At 63.2% G+C, this 17,147-nt stretch carries 6 protein-coding genes and 1 tRNA gene; 2 read left to right on the top strand and 5 right to left on the bottom strand.

The genetic code is table 11. From position 1 onward, the window contains the following. Positions 1–18: 18 nt before the first annotated feature. The 3 genes from ACILSO_RS08070 to ACILSO_RS08060 form a co-directional block, all read right to left on the bottom strand. Positions 19–1,257 carry a carboxypeptidase regulatory-like domain-containing protein gene (locus ACILSO_RS08070; protein ID WP_395736874.1) on the bottom strand — a complete coding sequence of 413 codons (1,239 nt, stop codon included), beginning with the start codon at positions 1,255–1,257 and terminating at the stop codon, positions 19–21. A gap of 128 nt (positions 1,258–1,385) precedes the next feature. Beyond that, entirely contained in the window at positions 1,386–2,030 is a 645-nt protein-coding gene (locus tag ACILSO_RS08065) for a DUF1801 domain-containing protein (protein ID WP_395736873.1), read from the bottom strand. 87 nt (positions 2,031–2,117) lie between these two features. After that, positions 2,118–2,408: a hypothetical protein gene (locus ACILSO_RS08060; protein WP_395736872.1), complete on the bottom strand. Its 291-nt coding sequence runs from the start codon at positions 2,406–2,408 to the stop codon at positions 2,118–2,120. Between the two features lie 198 nt (positions 2,409–2,606). Between ACILSO_RS08060 and ACILSO_RS08055 the strand changes: the two genes are divergently transcribed. Then, entirely contained in the window at positions 2,607–3,170 is a 564-nt protein-coding gene (locus tag ACILSO_RS08055; RefSeq protein WP_395736871.1) for a hypothetical protein, read from the top strand. A gap of 138 nt (positions 3,171–3,308) precedes the next feature. Here the strand turns inward: ACILSO_RS08055 and ACILSO_RS08050 are convergent, their stop codons facing one another. Continuing rightward, complete coding sequence (locus tag ACILSO_RS08050; RefSeq protein ID WP_395736870.1) at positions 3,309–5,651, bottom strand: alpha/beta hydrolase family protein; 2,343 nt, start codon at positions 5,649–5,651, stop codon at positions 3,309–3,311. 145 nt (positions 5,652–5,796) lie between these two features. Between ACILSO_RS08050 and ACILSO_RS08045 the strand changes: the two genes are divergently transcribed. Further along, a tRNA-Leu gene (locus ACILSO_RS08045) sits at positions 5,797–5,881 on the top strand. A 304-nt stretch (positions 5,882–6,185) separates the two neighbouring features. Here the strand turns inward: ACILSO_RS08045 and ACILSO_RS08040 are convergent. Continuing rightward, positions 6,186–16,826, bottom strand: a complete 10,641-nt coding sequence (locus tag ACILSO_RS08040; protein ID WP_395736869.1) for a beta strand repeat-containing protein — start codon at positions 16,824–16,826, stop codon at positions 6,186–6,188. Between the last annotated feature and the right edge of the window lie 321 nt (positions 16,827–17,147).

Here is a 17,147-nt window from a genome sequence, read left to right as displayed (position 1 = left end):
GTGAGGGGATGAAGAAGGTTACAGACCGTCGGCATCATCGACGGTGATTTTGTATTCGCCCGGGCCATAGGTGGGGGTTTGGCGCCAGTTGGATTTTCTGGCTTCAAAGAGGTACTCGACGGCGTCGTCAGGCGCCCAGGTCCAGGTGTACACGCCCTGGTCATCGGCCACGTCGGGGATCTGGCTGTACGGGACGTTGGAGTGTTTCCAGTTGAAGAGCGTTTCTTTGCCGCGCCAGCCGAGGATGTAGACGCGGGTGCGGGGCACGGGTTTGCCTGCGGGATCGACAAAACGAAAAGTGATGGTCTTGCCGGGCTGGAGCTGCACGTCTTCCACCTGCGGCGTGGCTTTGAGCTGAATCTCTTTGAGCACGGGCGCGTGGCCTTTGGCGACGACGGTCAGCAGGGTGGGGCCTGGCATAAGCGGGGGCACGCGATAGCGGCCTGACTCATCGGTGAAGGTCTCCTGCACGTTGCTGTTGTAGTAGGGCTTGTCTCCCCAGATGACGAGGGCCTTTGGAACGGGCCTGCCATCCGGGCCGGTGATGGTGCCGGTGAGGCGCACCCCGGTCTGCATGATGGAGATGGCGGTTTGATCGCGAAACTGCTGCAGGGAAAAAGGTGCGCCGCCTGTGCCGCGCCAGTCCACGTCTCCCACATGATCGGGGTGCTGAAGGCGGAGGCCGATGCGCCAGTCGGGGCCTGCGGGGACATTGTTGAGCGCCCAGAAGCCATGCTCGTCGGTGACGCAGCTGTCTTTCCCATACGCCAGCCATCGGTTGACCACAGCTATACCTTGGCCATCCATGACGTGCTCGCGGGAATCAATGCTGACCTCGACCCGGGCTCCGGGGATGGGAGCGCCGATGTCATCGTGCACGAAGCCGCCGATGGGGGTGCCTTCGGCGAGAGTGAAGGTGTAGTCCTTGGGCACGGGATCGCCGCCCATCTGCTGGACATCGAAATTGGCAAACATAGGCACCCGGCCTTTGTGGCTGGCCCACAGACGGAGGACGTGCACCTTCGCGGGGATCTGAAAGGTGACGGTGCCCTCGGCGTCGGTGGGGGCGTCGGCACTGGGCGGGACCTTGGCATCCGTCCAAAGGCTGCGTTGGACGTTGGCGCCGGGGATGGGAGCGCCTGATTGATCGACGACGCGGACGGTGAGGCTGCGCATTTTTTCGGCCGCGGCTTCTTCTGCCATGAGGAGACGAGCCATGGCCATGAGGATGGCGATGAAGGGGAGCGATCTTTTCACGCAGCGGATTTTAAGCGGGAGGAAAGGCGGTGGGCGAGAATGAAATGGTGCATGTTGCTCGTGGTGCCCGCTGGAGATTTGAAGCGTGCGCGGTGAATCGGGAGCGCTGCTGAGTGCGTGGCTGATCTTCAGCAGATGAACTTATGCGAGCCGTCGCAGATGGGCATTTTTTTGGAGTGGCCGCAGATGCAGTCCTGGAGGCCTTTGCCGCAGAGGATGCGGGACTTGCAGGCTTCGATGCGGGAGGTGCGGGTGGCGGATTGTTTGGCGGCGTTGAAGTGCAGGAGGTAGGCACGCTGACGGCCGGGCGTGAGGGCTGCGAAGGCTTCTGCGAGTGCGGGGTCTTTGTCGAGCTTGGCTTCCAGTTCTTCGGGGTAGGGTTCGGAAGTGGTTTTATAGACGGGTTTTACACCGGCCTTTTCGGCGGCGACGGCTTCGAGAATGTAGTCCTTCAGAACGGGCTTCAGCGCGGTGATCTCCTTGACGCTGGTGAAGGGGATGAAGCGCCCGGCCTGGGTGTGCTCGCCGGGTTTCTGCAAGAGGCCTTTCGGATCTTTGAGGAGGGAGCCGTTGACGAACATGAGCCTGCAATGCTCTTTGAAACTGCCGAGGATGATGATGTTGGCCCCGTCATAGGTGTAGCAGGGCTGGCCCCACTTGAGCTCTTCGGTGAGATCGCAGCCGAGGACGATGCGGCGGAGTGCTGTAAGCTCGGCCTGCCATTTTTTGGCGTTGGCGATGTGGGCGTCGACCTTGGGGTTGGTGGGGGGCATGCTGGGTGATCGTGTTGCTGGAGTTTGCGGATGTGGGGCACTGCAAACTGAGAACTGAGAATTGAGAACTGAAAATTGAGCAGAGTCCTATGAGGCGGTGGGAGGAAGAGCTGCTTGTGCCGGTGTGTTGAGAGAGAGCCAGAGGAAGCGGAAGCAGAGGATGCTGAGGATCATGGCGATGGGGTTCGTGACGATGCTGAGGTAAACGCTGATCATGAAAATGGCGGACACCGGATAGAACAGCACGAGCGACCAGAGGAAGAGGTTGAGGGCTTTGCGGTGGTGAGTGACATCGTGCACGTACTGCGGGCGGCAACGGAAGAAGAGGAAGGCCGCGGCGAGGAAGAGGAAGAAGAAGTCGAAGAAGGCCATTTTCATGAGGGGTGTTTTGAGGGGTGCCGAAAAAATCAAAACACAGAATCCAAGTGACCTAAAGCCTGAACTGAAGATGTGGTGCCGGACCGGCTGAAGCCGGTACTACAATACGAAGAACCGGACGGGCTAAATGTCTGGAGTTTTTGATGGTCTGGGAGGATTCGAAATGCAGGAAATGAAGTGTGGGCCTATGTAGCTACTGTGAAGCGTATTGCCATCCTCCTGAAACCATTTTTCATCAATCAAGACAAGGTCGCTCTGGGTTTGCACTCATTGATGGCGATGTTTGCGTCTTTTGCTGTCTGTATCGCAAGTTGTGTTTCCCGTCCGTCTTTGGGCGTCGATCCCGGCATGTTGCTCAGTTTGGAGGCAGCCTATCAAAAAGTGTTTGTTTTGGAGAATCAATACAATCTCCCCGACGTGAAAGCGTTCATTTCGTTTGCAGATAAAATGGCGGGCGGTGCTGACCTGGAAGGTGATGTTCCCTATTGGTTCTCCGAACAAAACACACTCATTCACTTATTAAATCAAATTCATCTTGATGAAACAGGGCAACGCCGCATTCGAATGCATCTGATGAAAAAATTTGGTGTTGTTTCATCTTTCATTAACATGCCACGAGGGGTGGGGGTTAAAACTTTTATCAGTATTCCGGATCGTTTCGGGTTTGAATATGCAGCGCTTGGAAAAACGTTTGAAGGCCACGTTCCTCCCAATTCGAAGCTGCTGGAATCGATGCTCGCTATGCCTGATGCCTATCGGTGACGGCGAAAGGCAGGAGAAGGATCAGATCACGAGGCAGGTGATCAGCTACGGAGCAAGCATGGGATGGGCCGTTTAGTATTGAGTGGAGGATGCGAGAGCGCTGGTCGACGGGGCAGGAGTGCTGATCGCACTGGGGCATCATCTTTTCTTCGGACTGTCCTTCTTGGGGCGGGGCTTTGGGACGGTGTCTTTTTTGACGCTGTCTTTTTTGGGGCGTGGTTTGGGCGGGGTGCTGGAGAGGATCTTTTGGGGAAGGGTGGCGTGGATGATCGCAGGCGCGGCTGGATCGGCTGAGGCGGACTTTTTCTTGGCCTCGGCCTTGGGCTTCTCGGGTTTCTTCTCCTCCTCTTTGCCGTCCTCGGGTTTCACTGGCACGCGGACTTGGAACTGGGTTTCTTTGCCGAGGTTTTTGGTGACAGTGGCGGGGTAGTCCCAGGCGGCTTTGTCGGGGGCGTAGATGATGGTGCGGGTGCGCATGGCGGCCATGGCGGCGGCTTGAGGGATGTCGAGGTATTTGAGGACATTGAGCATGGCGGGGCCGGTGGCCTCGGGATCGCCGCCGACGGTGCCATTTTGAGTCAGGGGCATGTCGTGGAGGTCGAGGCGCTTGATGCCGTCTTCAAAGAGGGAGGCGTAGAGGGAATCGACCGCCATGTCGCGATGGGCCTGGATCCACAGCGGTGTTTCACCGAAGCCGGGGATGGCGCGGAAGGTCTGCACGGTGCGGCGGATGTCCCACACGCGCATGCCATCGAGGGTCTGGCCGAGAAGGTAGAAGCGGCGCAGGCGCTGCGTCTGCGCTTTGGGGCTGCCGGTCCATGCGGTAGGGCCAATGCCACGCGGGCAGATGTAAGCCATGCCCCACTTGAAGTTCGTGAACATCTTCTTTTCCTGCTCAAAGGCGGCGTCGTCCTTGGGCGAGCCGGGGAAGACTTCGATGAGCTTGCCGAAGCGTGAGTGATAGGCGGCGCAGAATTCGTCCCAGCCGGGCTCATCGAGTACGTTGAGCGCGACGAGCTGGAGGTCCTCCGCGCGGAGACCATCGCGATGGACGATGTAGAGGCGCAGGCGGAAAGGGGACTGGCTTTCGAAGTCGTAGGCGGTCATGCGGATGCCATCGACCTCCGCGCTGTTTTCCTTCTGCGGATTGACCGAAGCAATGTCCTTGGGCCAGCCGGCGAAGACTTTGTCCTTGAGACTCTGCATCCAGCTTTCGTTTTGTTTGTTCCAATCGTCGGCATTGGTGGCAGGTGCGGGGGCCTTGGCCATGGGGACGAAAGTTTCATCGGCCTTGGTATTGATCTCGTCCTTCGGGATGCCTGCGGTGAACACGCGGAGTGAGGCGGGCTCGATGGTTTTCTTGGCGCCTTCATCAAGCACGGCCATGGAGTCCGCGCCTTTGAGGAAGCGCTCAAACCAGTGGAAGGCGCCGATGTTCAGCGGCTGCAGGTCTTTGTGCGGACCCTCGGCGACTTGCAGGCCGATGTTTCCCTCCTTGCCGAGAAGGGAGTAAATGCGGCGCACGTTTTGGTAGATGCGGAAGACGCCATCGATGGGGAAGATGCTGTCTTTGTCGGTATTGACGATGAGCAGAGGGCGTGGTGCGGCAAGGGCGACCATGCGCTCGAAATTCCAGCGGTAGGTGTTCACGAAGAACATGCAGTCGCAGTGGCCTTCCACGCAGCCGTCGATGACCTGGTTCTGCATGTCGGTGACGCCGGCGGTGGGGGCGCTGGCTTTGATGCGGTCGTCGAGCGCGGTGATCCACCAGGAGTAGGCACCGCCGCCGCTGCGGCCGGTGACGCCGAAGCGGGTCTTGTCCACTTCCTTGCGGGTTTCGAGGTAGTCCAACGCACGGATGCAGCTCCAGGCCTCCAGCCCGGCGGGGGTGTAGCCGCGGGAGAACCACCACCAGCGTCCTTTGCTGTAGGTGCCGTGGTGCTCGCCGCGGATCTCGCCGAGCTGCACGGTGTCTATGATGAGGCAGGCGTAGCCGTGGCGGGCGTACCAGACGCCGTGGTGCTCGTAGCCGGTCTTGTTGCCAAGGCTGATGCCTTCCTTGACCACATTGGCATGGCCGCAGACGTAGAGAATGGTGGGCAGGGGCTTTTCAACTTTGTCGGGCAGATAAAGATTGGCGGTGACATACAGCCCAGGCATGGACTGGAAGTGCATTTTTTCCACCACGTAGCCCTCGCCTTTGAGTTCGCCGGTCTTGGTGGCCTGCAGGGGTGTTTTCTCCGGCAGGGGATCGAGGCCGAGCATTTCAAACATCTGGCGGCGGTACTCGGGGGCCTGGGCTTTCCAGTCCTCCGCGGTCGCGATGTGGGCGAGACCGTTTTCAGCGGTGATCTCGCGGGTTTGCTCGGCGAAGTAGCGGTCGAGGAGCTTGTTCCCTGGGGTGTCCGGGGTCTTTTCGGGGTAGGGAGAGGCCGCAAACACGAGGGAAGGCAGCAGGCACAAGAACAGGGAGGAGCGCATGAGAAAGGATGACAGCGAAAACGGAGCGCAAAGGCAAGAGTGATCCGCCTTTTGCGCTGGAGTAAAAGAAGTGCAGAAAAACGTAAAACATTGGTTGCATAAAAACAGACTCGTCTATATTCGCGGCCCCTGATTTTCAGCACCTGCTCGGGTGGCGGAATTGGTATACGCGCAAGACTAAGGATCTTGTGCCGAAAGGCTTAAGGGTTCGAGTCCCTTCCCGAGCACCACTCTTTGAAGTACAAAGAGTTCAGTGGGTTAAGCAGTGTGAGTTTTTGCGAAGCTCATTTTTCGTGTGTGCACTGGATGTGCACTTTTGAGTGGGCTGCCCAAGGCCCCTCGGCTTCACATTTGTGTGCTCATGCACGTCGTCAAACAGCGCGGGCTCAAAAGCAATCGCAAGGGGGGGCGAAGAAGGACAGGCCTGTGCTCGAAGCCATCAAGCAGGTACACGTGGAGATGTAGCGCGGCCGAGGCGCGCACACTGCCAGAATTTCCTTCTTCCCCGCTTTCGGCCATCCTGCCCCCGGGCTTTTACGGCTGCAGGATGCTGAGTTTGTAGAAGGTGTGCATGGGGATGAAGTAGGGATCGTTCACGTTGATGGTTTGCAGGAGCGGGTCTTCCTGGCTGGCGATGCCGTTGGCGCGGGTGGGCTGCAGGGTGCGCATGTCCAGGCGGTAGATCTCGGCCCAGTTGAGCAGGTCGCCACTGCGGCTGACGACGTAGATGATGTCGCGGGCGGCGGCGCGATAGGGAAAGGCGAACTCGACGGAGGCGACCTGGCCGACTTGGTTGATGGGCTGGGGTTTCTCCACGGGGTTGCCGTTCCAGACGTCGGTGTTGCCACGGGTGGCGTACTCGAGGAGGTCGGGGTTGCCGTCGTGATCGGCGTCGGCGGTGGCATTGGGGGCGGCACCGGTGGCATCCACGATGAAGGAGGCAAAGCTCCCGGCGGTGCCGTTTTCATACGCGCCGATGTCGGGCTGGCCCACGAGCGGGAAGCCGCGCTGGTCCTGCGTGATGGCGGGCGAAAGCACCGCGGCGGCATTGCGCGCAGGGCTGGCGGGCAGCAGCGCAATCGTCTTGGTGGGGCCGCCGTAACTGCCGAAAGGCGCGAGCTGTGGTGCGGCGGTGTTGATGGAGCCCTGGCTTGTATCCAGCGTGCCCGCCACGGCGGTGGGGATGAGATTCACGCCCACAAAGTTGATCGTGTTGGTGTTGTTGATGTCAGTGCCGGTGGCGCCGCTTCCCGTGATGGTGTTGCCGGCGATGATGCAGTTGGCGATGGTGAAGGCCGCGGGCGTGAGGCGGTTGCGGATCGCCCCGCCGCCGGCGCTGCCAGCGGCGGTGTTGCCCGTGAGGGTGCAGTGGATCAGCGTCAGCCGCGTGGCGGTGCTGGCGCAGTTGAGCACGCCGCCGCCTGAGCCGCCGCCCGCAGTCTGCTGGTTGTCGTAGAAAGTGCAGCTGGTGAAGGTGGCATCCCCAGCGGCGCCATTGACGAAGGCACCGCCGAGGTTGACGGCGGTGTTCTTGGTAAAGGTGCAGCCGGTGACGATCAGCGTGCCGAGATTGTAGATGGCGCCGCCGTTGCCGGTGTTGATGCTGCTCACACCACCGCCACGGGTGAAGGTCAGATTTTTCAGCGTGAGACGTGATCCGGTGCTGAGGTTGAGGATGCGGTTGGTGTTGGTCACCCCATCAATGATCACCGGCGTACTTGTGCTGCTGCCGTCCAGCGTGACGCCGCCGCTGTCGGCAAAGGAGATTTCACTGCTGACGCTGACCGTGCCGGTAAAGCTCGCGGAGAAGGTGATGGTGTCCGCGCCGGGATACTCGGCGCTGGCCGCATCTGCAAAAGCCTGGCTCAGCGTGCCGGTGCCGGTGGAGGCCCCATTCGTCACCACCGGCGCTGCGGGGATGAAGGCATGCTCCGGCCCTCGGAACGTCACACCGTTCACGGTGGCATCGACACGCCACAGGCAGGTGGTGCCACGCGTGCAGGGCAGGGGCGAAGTCAAAGCGGAGAGCGTGGTGGGAGAGCCTATCGCCGTCAGAGAACCCGACACCGTGCCGAGATAAACCTGGAAGCTGGCTCCCGCAGGCCCCGTCCAGGCAAATTCGGGCAGACGCGCCGAGGGCGCATTTTGATCCGGGCTGGGATTGATGATGCTGACCTCCACCGCACCGATGTCCGCACTGCTGACGATCAAACACCCGCGCTGGTCCGCGGTCGTGATGCCAGTCCCGGCGGAGTTGATCGCCGGACTGCCAAACTTCGGCATCATCGTCTGCGTGACTCCGCCATTGCTGGCCAGCGGTGAGAGCAGCGGGTCTGCCATCATCATCACACCTGCCCCCGCAGAGGCATAAGCGCCGATGACCGGAGCCTGCACAATGTTCAGCCCGATGCGGGTGATGGTGGAGGAGACGGTGGCCGAGCATTCAATGTCCGCACCTGCCACAGGACTGCTGGTGTTTGCGGCGATGATGGTGTCCTCCAGAGTCAGCAGGCCGGCATTGAAGATGCCGCCGCCATTGCCACCGACGTAGCTGCCGCCGCTCATCAGCGGCAGAGCCTTGTTGGCCGCCACGGTGCAATGGGTGAGCGTGAGGCTGCCGGAGTTGGCGATGGCTCCGCCGACACCCACGGCATAAACACCGCCCGGAGTCAGATAGGTGGCCGCCGTGTTTCCAGACAAGGTGCAGCGCGTGAGCTGGGCGGTGCAGCCGGGAAACACATTGAGCGCACCCCCGCCTTCGGCGCTGTTGTTGGAGAAAGTGCTGTTCGTCGCGGTCAGAGTCGCGGTGCCAAAAAGGTAAACACCGCCGGCGGCGGCCAAAGGCGCGGCATTGCCAGATAGTGTACATTCAAACAGCGAAAGAGCCCCCGCACAATACACCGCGGCCCCCGATTCCGTGAAGTTGCTGCCCCCCCCCTGAGTGAGCACAACCCGCCGCAAAGTGAGGCTGCTGCCTGCGGCCACGTAGAAGAGGCGGTTGCTGCCAGCGGCACCGCCGCCCTGCACGGTGAGGCCGCCGGGGATGGCGGTGGCGTCAATGGTCACGCCCTGGGGATCGCTGACCATGATATGACTGCTCAGGGTGACGGCACCGGAGAAACCGGCGGGCAGGCTGATGGTGTCCGGCCCGGCGTGGCTGGCTGCATCCAGCAGCGCCTGACGGAGCGAACCTGCACCGGAGTCACTGGTGCTGCTGACGGTGATGGCGGGGAAGGCATTGATGAGGAGCGTGAAGACGCGTGTCTCGCCATTGGTGCCATCGGTCACGGTGATGGTGGTGCTGCCGGACTGGGCGAGCGTGGGAGTGATGGTGAGGCTGCGGGTGCCGCCGGCGCCGCTGAGGCTGGTATTTGATACCAGTGCGGTGTTGCTTGAGGTGACTGAAAGCGTCCCGATGCCGCCCACGGCAAAGGAAACGGGAGCAATGGTGATGCCTTCATACACGGTGATGTTGGCGAGGGCTGCGATCTGCCCTTCATAAGCGCCGATGTCTGGCAGAGAGCCGAAAATAGAAGAGCCGCGCTGATCGCTGGTGATCGCGGGGCTGATCACTGGAGCGGCATCGCGCGCGGGGCTGCCTTCCAGCAGGGCCATGGTTTGCGTGGAGCCGCCGTGCGTGGCGAGGGGGGCGAGGAGCGGCGCGGCTGAGATGACGGGGCCGGTGTCGCTGCCGCCGAAGTTGACATGGGTCTGCACGATGTTCTGGCCGGTGCGGGTGACGATGGCGGTGGCATTGCCTTCATTGCGGATGTCCGCGCCACTGTTGCCGCTGGAGGTGTTGCCAGCGACGATGCAGTTGGTCAGCTTGAGGGGGCCGTTGAAGTTGTAGAGGCCGCCACCGCCGAAGCTGCCGGAGTTGCCGCTGAGGGTGCAATGCGTCAGCGTGGCCTGCACAGCGACGAAGGTGGAGACGGCCCCGCCACCGCCGGGGGCCGTGTTGTTGCTGAAGGTGCACTGAGTCACCGTGAGGGTGCCGCCCTGGTTGTGGATGCCCGCACCGGCATTGAGCACCTGATTGCCGGTGAAGGTGCAGCGTTCGGCGGTGAGGGTGCCGCTGTTGAGGATGGCACCGCCGCTGTTGAGGTTCGCGGCACCCACGGCATTGCCCCGGGTGAAGGTCAGGCCCCGGACGGTGAGGCTCCTGCCGCTGCCGACGGAGAGGATGCGGCTGGCATTGCTGCCAGAGAGCGTGACGCCGGGCACCACGCTGCTGCCATCGAGCGTCATGTTTTTCGTCATCACGATTTCACCGCCGGTGAGGGCCAGCGTGCCGCCGCTGAGGGAGGGGGCGAAGGTGATGGTGCTGCCAGCGGGGGCATCGCGCAAAGCTTCGCGGAGGGAGAGGCCGGTGCCGAGGGTGCCCACGGGGTCGTTTTCATCCGCGAGGATGCTGACGGCGATATGGGAGTAGTCGAGATCGTAAGCGCCGAGGTCCGGGGTGCCGACGATGGCGATGCCGCGCTGGTCGGTGGTGATGGGGGGAACCACGGCGGTGGCGGCATCGATGGCCACGCTGCCGAGCAGCACGGCCATCGTCTGGGTGGGGCCGCCATTGCCGGCCAGCGGGGCGAGGCCCGCCACACCGGTGGAGATGGGGGTGGTGCCGGTGAAGGTGCCGCCGGTGCCTGCGGGGACGAAATTGGCCCCGCTGGCGGTGATCGGGCCCGAGGCATTGGCTTGGGAGGCGCTGCTGCAGGTGTTGCCTGCGACGATGCAGTTGGTCAGAGTGGTGGGACTGGCGCTGCCGACGTACAGGCCGCCGCCTGATGAGCCTGTGCCGGGGGAATCGTTGCCGTAAAGGGTGCAGTGGGTGAAGGTGGCGGTGGCCGTGCTGGTGATGGCCACCGCACCGCCACCGGTTGTGGTGGTGGCGCAGGAATTGCCGGCAAAGGTGCACTGCCGCGCGGAGAGAGTGGCCCCGGCGGTCACATTGGAGATGGCACCGCCGGCAGCGCTGGCGTGGTTGCCACTGAGGGTACAGCGCTCCAGCGCCAGGGCACCGAGATTGCTGATGGCACCGCCGGAGCCGGTGGCGCTGCCATTGGCGAGGGTGACCGCACGCAGCGTGAGGCTGCGACCGGCGCTGACGGTGAAAATGCGACTGGCACCGCCCCCCGAAAACGTGATGCCGGCAGGCAGGCTGCTGCCATCGAGGATGAGGCTCTTGGTCACGGCGATTTCACCGGCGGTGAGGGTCAGGGTGCTGCCGCTGAAGGAGGGATCGAGGTTGACGGTGAGGGTGGAGCCCGCGGGGAGATCGCGCAGGGCCTCGCGCAGGGAGCGACCGGTCCCGACAGTGCCCACGGGATCGTTTTCATCTGCCAGGGTGGTGACGGAGAGCGTGGGAGCGTAAGGCAGCTCATAAGCGCCGAGATCGGGCGTGCCGACGATGGCCTGCCCGAGCTGGTCGCGGGTGATGGCCGGAGAAAGGGTGGCAGCCGCATCGATGGCCACGCTGCCGAGCTGAGTCGTCAGCATTCCTATCCCGGTGAACGAGGCGAAGGCCGCCACACCGGTGGAGATGGGCGCCGGGCCGCTGAAGGTGCCGCCGGTGCCAGCGGGAACGAAATTGGCCCCCGTGGTGGTGATGCTGCCGGAGATGTTGTTCGTGGCGCTGCTGGATGCGCCGTTGTCAGACACCAGGCAGTTGGTGAGGGTAAGCGTGCCCCCGCTGCGGTAGAGGCCGCCGCCCTGGGAGACTGGGCCGTAGGCCGCGTTGCCGGCGATGGTGCAGTGGGTGAGCGTGGCCGTGCCGCTGAGGCAGGCCAGTGCGCCACCGTTCCCAAGGGTGAGATTTTTAGCGAAGGTACACTGCAGCGCAGTGAGGGTGCCGTTCTCATTCGCGATGGCTCCGCCAGCAGTCCCGGCTGCGCTGAGGACAAAGCTGCAGTACTCCAGCGTCAGCAATCCATTGTTATAAATGGCCCCGCCATACCCGGGGGCCTGCGGGCCGGCGCCGTAGGGGGTGCTGACGTTATTGGCCAGGATGAGAGAGCGCAGCGTCAGGCTGCCGCTGCTGGGAACCGTGAAGATGCGGTTGTAACTGGTGCCGAAAAGGGCAAGGCCGTTCGTCAGGGCGCTGGCATCGAGCGTCACGCTTTTGGCAGGGATGGTGATTTCTCCGCTGCTGATCAGGATGACCTTGCCGTTGAGGCTCGGAGAGAAGGTGATGGTGTCCTGGCCGCCGGAGAAGCCTAAATCCAAAATGGCCTGGCGCAGAGAGCCTGGACCGGAGTCGCCGGTGTTGCTGACGATGAGATTGCGTGCGGGGGCATACTCCACGGCCCCGAGATCGGAGAGCAGGCTGCCATTGGCATCGCCATCCAGGAGGCGCTGGGCACCGCGCTGGTCGGTGACGAAGCTGCCCATGGCGGTGCCAAAATTGACGGTGGTGGTGGCGAAGTCGAGCACGGGGCTGCCGGCCTGCGGCAGCATGGTCTGCGTGGGGCCGCCATTGCTGGCCAGAGCCGAGAGCATGGCATTGCCGGTGCGGACATTGCCCCCGGTGGTGAAGCCTGAATTGGCGAGGTTGCCGATGAAGACGCTGCCGGTCCACGAGAAGTTGACGTCGTGGTTGTCAAACAGGTCGGGTCCGCCGGTGGTGGCGCCGGTGACGGTGTTGCCGGTGATGATGGTGTTGGCGATGGAAAGGCTGCCGTCATAAAACACGCCGCCGCCGTAGGCCTGATGACCCGAGGCGGAGATGCTGTTGCCGGCGATGGTGCAGGCGTTCAGCGTGAGGCTGCCCGAGACGAGGACGATGCCGCCGCCCAGGGACTGCGACTGGGAGGTGGCGGCGCTGGTATTTTGTGCCACAGTACACTGGTTCAGGACAGCGGTGGCGGCGGTGATGCAAAGAGCGCCGCCGTTGCCATTGCGGGCGCTGTTGTTGTTCAAGGTGCAGCGGTGCAGCGTGGTGGTGCTGGAACTGGCCGAGACGATGGCACCGCCGAAATCAGCGGCGTTGTTTTTGAGCGTGCATTCGGTGAGCGTGAGGGAGCTGCCGGAGCCGCTGGTGGAGATGGCGCCGCCGCTCTGCCCGGCGCCCGCGATGTTGCCGGAGAACTCACAGCGGGTGAGGGAAAGGACGCCCGCATTGGTGATGGCTGCGCCAAAGCTGGCGAAGGAGGAGCCGCCGCCGTTGGTGAGCTTGAGGTTGTTCATGGTGACGGTGGTGCCGGAGCTGATGGCGAAGAGGCGGAAATTCTGCGAGCCGCCGTCGAGCGTGAGGCCGGAGGAGAGGCCGGTGGCATTGAGCTCGACGCTCTTGCTGAGCGTGAGGGAGCCATCTGCGGAGAGCAGAGTGATCGTGGTGCCGCTGAGGGCGGGGTCCACATTGATGATCATGCCGGCGGGGGCATCCAGCAGGGCCTGGCGGAGGGAGCCGGCACCGGAGCTGGCGGTGCTGGTGACGGTGACGCCGACCTCGACGGCACCGAGATCCACCGCCGCGCCATAGACGCGCGGGGAGCCGCGCTGGTCGGTGCTGAAGGCTGAGGTGGTGGCGCCGCCTGCCGGATTGCGGGCGGGGCTGCCCGCCAGCGGCAGCATGGTCTGCGTGGCGCCACCGTAGCTGCCGAGCGGGGAGAGACCGGCCGCCACCGGACTGGCCGTGGTGCCCACGAGGGCGCTGACGGGGAAGGTGGCAGACACGGTGTCGTTGCTGCCGATGAGGTTCTGGCCGGTGGCGGTGACGACGGAACTGCCGGGAAGACTGTAAATGTCCGGCCCGGTGGGAGCCTGGTTTCCAGCTACAATGCAGCCTGCCAGCGTCAGGGTGCCGGCATTCACGCAGATGGCCCCGCCAAAGCCACCGCTGCTGTCGGCGGAATTGCCCGAGAGGGTGCACTGGGTCAGCACGGCGGTGTCATTCTGGATGAAAATCGCGCCGCCATAGGTGGCGGAATTGCCTGAGAGGGTGCATTGCGTCAGCGACAGTGATCCGGTGCTGCAAACCGCACCGCCGAAGCTGTTCGTGCCCGCTGAATTGCCGGAGAGGGTGCAGCGTGTCAGCGCCACTGTGCCCTGATTGTAGATCGCCGCGCCGGGGCCACCGCGTGCGCCGGTGAGGGTGATGCCGGTGAGCGAGAGTGAAGCGCCGCTGCTGACCGTGAAGATCGAGGTGACACCGCCGCCGGAGAGGGTGAGTCCGCCGGGGATGCTGCTGGCATCCAGCGTGGCGCTGATGCCCGCGGGAATGACGACCGGGGTGCTGAGGATGACGGAGCCGATGTAGCTGGTGGTGAAGCTGGCGGCAAAGGTGATGGGGGCGGAAACTTCCTGCGGGACGGCGGTGAGGATGCTGCGGAGGGAGCCGGGGCCGGAATCGGCCGTGCTGGTGATGATGAACAGGGCCGCGGCGGAGCGCTCTGCCGCACCGAGGTCTGGACTGGCGAGGCCATTGCCATCGCCATCCTGAGGGCGGGAGTAGCCGCGCTGATCGGTGGTGGTGGTACTTCCCGAGGCGGCATCGATGGCCAGACTGCCGGGCAGCGGCGGCATGGTCTGCGTGGGGCCGCCATAGCTGGCAAGAGCGCCCAGCTTGGCGAGGACGGGGCTGCCCGCAGTACCCACGAGCGGGCCTGCGGGGAAGGCGGCGGTGACGGTGGTGTTTTTGCCAATGAGATTGCTGCCCGAGGCGGTGAGGGTGCCGCCAGCGGTGGCGGGCAGGTACAGGTCCGGGCTGTTGATGGAGGTGTTCTCCGCGACGATGGAGTTGGCCAGGGTGAGGCTGCCGCCATTGAGGGCGATGGCGCCGCCCTCTCCGCCCTGGCCGGAGATGAGGCCGGTCCTGTTGGCGGTGAGGGTGCAGTGGGTGAGGGTGAGCGAGGCGCTGTTGTGGATGGCGCCGCCGTCTCCGGTGGCGGTGCTGCCGATGACGAAGCCGCTGGCGGAGCGGTTGGCTGTGAGGGTGCAGTTGGTCAGGGTGGCGGTGCCGGCCTGGGACTCGATGGCACCGCCGTGAAGCACGGCGGAGTTGCTGACTAGGAGGCAGTTTGTCAGAGTGAGGGTATTGGCATTGTAGATGGCTCCGCCGTTGCTGCCGGCATCGCAGACAGACAGGGTGCATTTGTCCATGGTGAGCGGCCCTTGATTGCAGATGGCACCACCCAGCGCGGCCGAGTGACTGAGCCCGAGGGAACATTGCAGCAGCGAGAGCGTGCCTTCATTGTAGATCGCGCCGCCATGCCTGCTGCAGGTGGCGGATTCCACGGTGCACTTTTCCAATGTGAGCGTGCCAAAGTTGGCGATGGCACCGCCATCCACCGTGATGACTGCATCATTGGAGCCGTAGCCATGCCCGCCGGTGAGCTTCAATGCGACGAGGCGGACTGTTTTTCCCAGCGGGATGGTGAAGATGCGATTGGTGCCGCTGCCGCCGCTGATGGTGGGGACGGCGGCGAGTGCGCTGGCATCTACGGTGGCGGATCTGCCAAAGGTCAGGTCAAGGCCGCGGGTGAGGGTGAGCACGGCGCCGCTGAGCGCGGGATCGAAGCCGATGACGCCGCCTGTGGGCACTTCACGCAGCGCCTCGCGCAGGGAGAGGCCGGTGCCGGGTGTGCCGGTGGGATCGTCTTCATCCGCCGTGGTGGTGACGACGATGCCTGCGGTGGCACTCTGCACCTCGACCGCACCGCTGTCTGAGGTGCCCGTGCCATTGCCGGTGCCTTGGCGGCTGCGGGGGAAGCCGCGCTGGTCGGTGGCAAGGGTGCTGCCCTCGGCGGCATCGATGGCCATGCTGCCAGCAAATGGCAGCATGGTCTGGGTGGGGCCGCCGTTGTCAGCGAGGGGCTGGAGGGAAAAATGGTCAGCGGCACTGAGCTTGCTGGAACCGATGATGGGGCCGTTGTCGGTGTTGGCCAGATCGATGACGAGATTGGCGCCGGTGTAGGTGAGGATGGTGGCCGAGCCATAGAGGCAGATGTCAGCGCCACTGCTGGCGTCGTTGTCAGCGACGATGCTGTTGACCAGCTCCACATTGAGATGATCGCTGCACAGCCCGCCGCCTGTGTCGGCACCGTTTTGACTGAGGGTGCAATGAATGAGCCGCGCAGTGCCGGACGCTCCCGCAAGGGTGCCGCACCAGATGGCACCGCCGAGGGCGGCCGAGTTGTTGGCGAAGGTGCAGTTCGTCAGGGTCAAGGCTCCCAGGATGTGCCCGATGCCGCCGCCTCGGTAAGCCTGGTTGCGGGTGAAGGTGCAGGAGTCGAGCGTGAGGGCGGTCGAGGCGGAATTGATCGCTCCGCCGATCGAAGTATTTCCCGCTGTCGCGTCCCCGCCGTCCGCGAAGGTGATGCCGCGGAAGGTGACGCCCAGGGTGCCTAGCATCAGTCTGAAGAGGCCATAGGTCGAATGCCCGCCGTCATCGATGGTGATGCCGGCGGCGAGTCCGGAGGCATCCACCGTGACGTCGGCTTTGTCGTTGATGACGATGCTGCTTTGGAGGTGGATGGACTGGCCGGAAAGCGCGGGGTCGAAGTGGATGACGTCCGGGCCGGGGCTGAGCGCGGCCTCGGCAAGCCCCTGACGCAGGGAGCCAATGCCGGAGTCGAAGGCATTGGTGACGTCCATGCGGACGATGTTGACGAGGTCGGCGAAAACGGTGACCGGCGCGCTGGTGACACCGCCGGCGCTGATTTCGAGCGTGTGGGTGTCTGAGGTGGCGGTGAAGGAGCAGTCGATGCGGTTGTAGGCCGTGCCTGCGCCCACTTTGACGAGGGTGATGGCATTGGAGCCGAGCGGGGTGGCGCCCTGCACGACCTGGAGGCTTGCGGTGACGAGGGATTCGCTGGTGGTATTTACGAAGTAACCGACGCGATAACGCCCGCCCGCCACGAGCCCGGTGATGAGGGTGCTGAGCTTGGGCACCTGCCCGAGGGAAGGTGTGAAGGTGATCACTGCGACCTTGATGCCATCGGGGATGGTGCCGTAGTCGGAGACGGCGGTGCCATCGGGCAATTTGACCGTGCCGCCTGCGGTGGTGATGGTGCTGGAGCCAGGGGTCGTGAGCGTCCAGCCGGTGAGGCCGCTTTCAAAGGTGGAATTCGCCAGGTTCTGCGCCTGGGTGGAGAGCGGCATGAGGATGAAGCCGGCGAGGAGAAGTGCGAGAGAGTGAAGCGAAGGAAGCTGGGGGCTGGCAAAAGGACGTTTCATGGGCAGAGGGCGGTTTCATGCCGTCCTGAGCCGGTGGGAGAGATTTCATTACAGAGAAAGATGGAGAAAGTGGGAGGGCAAAAATTCTAAAAGACGTTCCCTTTGATACTCCGCGCGCCCCGCCCTCCACTATCGTTCTGCTTATTTAGAACGACTTCTTGTTTGAAGCGATCCATTCAAAAATTGGCGCGAATTGGACCGAAAGTCGCATCCCCAAAAGTGCCTTTGCATTTTTAGTTCCCAAACGCCCGCTGTCCCATCAAGCGAGCGCTTCCAGCAAAACAGACTGGAAAGCCTACGTTCGTGCACGGGCTTTTCAGC

The organism is Prosthecobacter sp., from assembly GCF_044226605.1.
Taxonomy (GTDB): Bacteria; Verrucomicrobiota; Verrucomicrobiia; order Verrucomicrobiales; family Verrucomicrobiaceae; genus Prosthecobacter.
Note: the sequence above shows the minus strand (reverse complement) of the source record. Positions and strands in the feature narration are given on the sequence as shown.